The organism is Tistrella bauzanensis (genome assembly GCF_014636235.1).
Classification (GTDB): domain Bacteria; phylum Pseudomonadota; class Alphaproteobacteria; order Tistrellales; family Tistrellaceae; genus Tistrella; species Tistrella bauzanensis.
The window spans coordinates 1-4,867 of the sequence record NZ_BMDZ01000131.1; the positions used below are offsets into that span (position 1 = coordinate 1).

3 protein-coding genes are annotated in these 4,867 nt (G+C 66.3%); 2 read left to right on the forward strand and 1 reads right to left on the reverse strand.

What is annotated here, in order from left to right; translation table 11 throughout:
• Window positions 1-257: 257 nt before the first annotated feature.
• Window positions 258-2,435 carry a lytic transglycosylase domain-containing protein gene (locus IEW15_RS24765; RefSeq protein WP_188583097.1) on the forward strand — a complete coding sequence of 726 codons (2,178 nt, stop codon included), beginning with the start codon at window positions 258-260 and terminating at the stop codon, window positions 2,433-2,435.
• A 108-nt stretch (window positions 2,436-2,543) separates the two neighbouring features.
• Entirely contained in the window at window positions 2,544-3,242 is a 699-nt protein-coding gene (locus tag IEW15_RS24770) for a haloacid dehalogenase type II (RefSeq protein ID WP_188583099.1), read from the forward strand.
• 77 nt (window positions 3,243-3,319) lie between these two features.
• Here the strand turns inward: IEW15_RS24770 and IEW15_RS24775 are convergent, their stop codons facing one another.
• Window positions 3,320-4,456, reverse strand: a complete 1,137-nt coding sequence (locus tag IEW15_RS24775; RefSeq protein WP_188583101.1) for a type III PLP-dependent enzyme — start codon at window positions 4,454-4,456, stop codon at window positions 3,320-3,322.
• Window positions 4,457-4,867 lie beyond the last annotated feature (411 nt).

The following is a 4,867-nucleotide window of genomic DNA, read 5'->3' on the forward strand; positions in this document are numbered from 1 at the left end:
CCGATCAGCCGCAAGCGAAAACGGGCCGGATGGTCCGATGAATTCGCAAGGTCGATCATTGGGCAAATGCGATAGCCCTGGGCGCCGATCGCACAAGGGCCGGAGCCAGAACCGGCATCGGGATCGGGATCGGCGGCCATGGCTGCGCTTGGCTGCGGCATCAGCCGTGATACACTGTTGCGCGATCGCATCCACGCACCGCATTCACCCGATCCTCCCGCCGAACCCTTCGGCCGTCCAAGAGGTCAGCGTTCTCCATGCCCGCCGCCCTGCCCCGCAATCCCCGCCGCCCCGGTCTGCGCCGCGTGGCCCCTGCCGCTCTGGGCTGCCTGTTTGCCGCAACCGTTCTGGCCGGCAGCCCGCTGCTGGCCGCGCCACCGCGGCCGGCCGCATCGCAGACCGTGGCGCCGCAGTCGTCGATTGCAGGTGTCACCACCGTGGCGCTTGTGCCGCCGGTGCGGGACATGGCAACCGTGCAGGCGGTGTTCGACGCGGTGGATGCGCGACGTTATGACGACGCCCGCGCCCTGACCGCCGGCCTGAAGCTGCGCCCGCTCGACGATTTCGTTGAATGGTCGGAACTGCAGGATGGCCGGGTCAGCGCCAATTATGAGCGGCTGTATGGCTTTGCCGCCGCCCATCCGGAATGGCCGCGCGTGAGCCGGATCATGGCGCGCGCCGAAACCGTGCTGCCAGCCGGCTGGACACCTGCCCAGGTGATCGACTGGTTCGGCGGCGCCGCGCCGCGCACCGCCGAGGGCGCCATCCGGCTGATCGATGCCCTGCGTGCCACCGGCCGCGACGCCCAGGCGCGCAAGATCGCCGTCGGCGTCTGGGACAGCATGGTGATGAACGAGCGTCAGCAATCGGCGCTGCTGCTGTCCGCCGCCGGCCTGCTGAGCGAAGCCGATCATCGCCGCCGGCTGGATATCATGCTGTGGCGCGGCCAGGATGGCGCCGCGCGCATGGCCATGCCGCTGGTCGACCCGTCCAGCCGCGCTCTCGCCGAAGCCCGGCTGGCGATGAATGCCGGCAGCCCGAAGGCGGCCGGGCTGATCGCGGCGCTGCCCGATGCCCTGCGCAGCGATCCCGGCCTCACCTATTCTCAGGCGCGTGCCGCACGCCGTGCCGGCGATCTGGATCAGGCGGCGCGGCTGATCAAGGCCGCGACCCGGGTGGGCGCGATAGAGATGTCGCCCGGTGACTGGTGGCTGGAACGCCATATCGTCACCCGGATGCTGCTGGAACGCGGCGATGCTCAGGCTGCCTATGATCTGGTCTCGACCCATGAACAGACCGATGCGGTCGGGTTTTCAGAAGCCGAATGGCTGGCCGGATGGATCGCGCTGCGCGCGCTGAACCAGCCGCAGGCGGCCTTGACCCATTTCACCGCGATGTATGAACGGGTCAGCCGGCCGATCAGCCGCGCCCGCGCCGCCTATTGGGCTGGGCGCGCCGCCAGCCGGCTTGGCGATACGCAAGCCGCCCAGGCCTGGCTGATGGAAGCCGCCCGCGACCGCACCACCTTCTATGGCCAGATCGCCGCCGAACGCATTGACCTGCCGACGACACTGGCGAGTTTCGCCGCGCCGAACGAGGCGCGCGCCCCCGAAGAGGCCATGGCAGCCTTGTCCGGCCGGCCGCTGGCGGTGATGGTGGCCTTGATTTCGCGCACCGATGAACAGGCGCTACTGTCGACCTTCGCCTACGCTCTGGCCGACACTCTGGCACGCCCCGACGAACAGCATGCCTTTGTCGAAGCGGTGCGCGGCCTGGCCCGGCCCGATCTGGCGCTGCGCTTCGCCAAGCGCTTTGCCGAGATCGACGACCGCCTGGCCGTCGAGTTGCGTTATCCGGCAGTGGGCGATGATGCCGGCGTCGCACCTGGTGTTGCCGGCGATCCGCAGCCGGATCATCTGGTCGATTTCGCGCTGGTTCACGCCATTGCCCGGCAGGAGAGCGAGTTCAATCCGCGCGCCGTCAGCCGCGCCGGCGCGGTCGGCCTGATGCAGCTGATGCCGGGCACCGCCCGCAACACGGCCGGTCAGGTGGCCCTGGCCTATCAGCCTGAACGCCTGACTGATCCGCTGTACAACATGACACTTGGCCGGGCCTATCTGGGCCGGATGATCGAACGCTATCGCGGCAATCTCGTGCTGGCGGTCGCGTCATACAATGCCGGCCCGGGCAAGGTCGATGAATGGATCGGCCGCTATGGCGATCCGCGCGATCCTTCGGTCGATGTGATCGACTGGATCGAGAAGATCCCCTATGGCGAAACCCGCAACTATGTTCAGCGGGTGCTTGAGGCGCTGACCGTCTATCGCCACCGGCTGGGCCGGCCCGATCCCGGGCTGGTGCCGACCCTGGCATTGGGCATCGCCGCGCGCGGCTATGACGCCGCCATGCTCGACCGGTCGCAGATCAGGGAGTGACGTGGCCATCACCCGCACGACATCGTCACATCCGGCTTTGCCATTGACGCCCAGGATCTTTGGCGCCAGATACCTGGCGTGTCATCCTCTATCCGATTGCGAGACGGCATGTCGACGACTGAACCACTGAGCGGCATTCGCGCCTGCCTTTTCGACGTCTATGGCACCCTGTTCGACGTCCATGCCCCGGTCAGCGCCCGGTTGACGCGGGTAGGCGATCCCGGCGTGGCCCGGGCTTTGAGCGACACCTGGCGCCGTAAGCAGCTGGAATACACCTGGCTGCGCACGGTGATGGGTGATCATGCCGATTTCTGGACGGTGACCGGTCAGGCGCTCGACTACGCCATGGCCTCGGTCGGCCTGACCGACAAGGTGCTGCGGGCCCGGTTGATGGAGGCCTATCTGGCCCTGCCCGCCTTTCCCGACGCCGTGCCGACGCTTGAGGTGCTGAATGCTTCCAACCTGCCGCTTGGCATCCTGTCGAACGGCACCCAGGTGATGCTGTCGGCGGTGCTGGCGACCGCGGGCATCACCGGCCGCTTTACCAATGTCATCTCGGTCGAGGCCGCGCACAGCTTCAAACCGTCCCGCGCAGTCTATGCATTGGGGCCCGATGCCTTCGGCCTGAAGCCCGACCAGATCGCCTTCGTCTCCAGCAATGGCTGGGACGTCGCCGGTGCGGCGCATTACGGCTATCAGGCGGTCTGGATCAACCGGGGCGACCTGCCGCCCGACAGTCTGCCGGGCCAGCCCAGGGCGGTGCTGTCCAGTCTCTCGGACCTGCCCCATCTTCTGGGCCGTGGGTGAACAGGACGCGAAAACGGCCGGCCCGGAATTCCGGGCCGGCCGTTGTCATGCGTCTCTGACGACTATATCGGTCGCGATCAGATGTAATAGGCCTGGATCGGCGGGAAGCCGTTGAAGCCGGTCGTGGCATAGGTGGTGGTATAGGCGCCGGCCGACAGGAAGCGGATCTTGTCGCCCACTTCCAGGGCATGCGGCAGTTCATAGCCGGCCTTCTCGTACAGCACGTCGACACTGTCGCAGGTGGGGCCGGCCAGGATCACGCGGCCGGTTTCAACACCGTCGCGCGGCGTCTTCACCCGGTACTTGATCGCCTCGTCCATGGTCTCGGCAAGGCCATTGAACTTACCGACATCCAGATAGACCCAGCGGACCTCGTCGCCGAAATTCTTCTCGGCGATCAGCACGACTTCCGCTTCCAGAACGCCGGCATCGCCAACCAGGCCACGGCCCGGCTCGATGATCATCTCGGGCAGCTGGTTGCCGAAATGCCGGGTCATCGCCTGAGAGATCGCCAGCGCATAGGCGGCGATCGGCGCCACCTCATCCTGATAGCGCGCCGGCAGCCCGCCACCCAGATTGACCATGCGGGCCGCGACGCCACGCTCGCCCAGGTCGCGGAAGATCGCCGCCGCCTGACCGATGGCCAGATCCCACTGCTCCGGATCGGTCTGCTGCGAGCCGACATGGAACGAGATGCCATAGGCATCGAGGCCACGGCCAGCCGCATCGGTCAGCAGTTCCAGGGCCATGGCGGGCGCGCAGCCGAACTTCTTCGACAGGGGCCAGTCGGCCGAAACGCAGTCGACCAGAATGCGGCAGAACACCTTGGAACCCGGTGCCGAGCGCGCGATCTTGCTCAACTCGCAGGCGCTGTCGAAGGCGTACAGGCGCACCCCGAGCTCATAGGCGCGGGCGATGTCCCGCTCCTTCTTGATCGTGTTTCCGAACGAAATACGATCAGGCGTCGCCCCGGCGGCGAGCACCATTTCGATTTCCTGAAGGCTGGCGGTATCGAAGCATGACCCAAGCTCGACCAGCATGGACAGGATTTCCGGGGCGGGGTTCGCCTTCACGGCGTAAAATACCCGCACGAGCGGCATCTGCTCGCTGATTTCCCGGTACTTCTCGGCGATGACGTCGAGGTCAACGACAACACAAGGATTGCTATCGGCTGCTCGTCGGTCGGCGAGAAAGCGCTCGATTTTCGGAGTCATTTGGGCTGATCCCCTTAAAACCGGCGGCGGCCCGGCATGGACCGGGACGCTCTGGTTGTTCCCATTCCGCTGCCGTCGTCCCTGGTCACGCAGCGGACAGGAGCATCGTGCAGCCTGTCATCCGAGGGGGTACGTCGGTGGAGGCGCTTTATACGGGCAACCCACGGGCAGGAAAAGGAAAAAAGCAGATTTTTCTTCAGAAAAATATCGAGGCCCAAGCGCCCCCTGAGGGGCCGATTCAGGGCCGTGACCCCATGGCGAATGCAAGCTACGGAAATGGCCCCTTGCCCCTATTTCAGGCCTTCAGGGGGCGCTTGGGATTTTGACCCCCTGGGGAGGCTGTTGCCGAATGCCCGCTACCCATGGTTTGACGCCGTCTGCTGACGGCTTGGGAGCTTGGCGGGGGTCTCG

Bases quoted from the DNA above. Each gene is read 5' to 3' on its own strand.
- IEW15_RS24765 (WP_188583097.1), top strand. From the start codon at position 258: ATGCCCGCCGCCCTGCCCCGCAATCCCCGCCGCCCCGGTCTGCGCCGC.
- IEW15_RS24770 (WP_188583099.1), top strand. From the start codon at position 2,544: ATGTCGACGACTGAACCACTGAGCGGCATTCGCGCCTGCCTTTTCGAC.
- IEW15_RS24775 (WP_188583101.1), bottom strand. From the start codon at position 4,456: ATGACTCCGAAAATCGAGCGCTTTCTCGCCGACCGACGAGCAGCCGAT.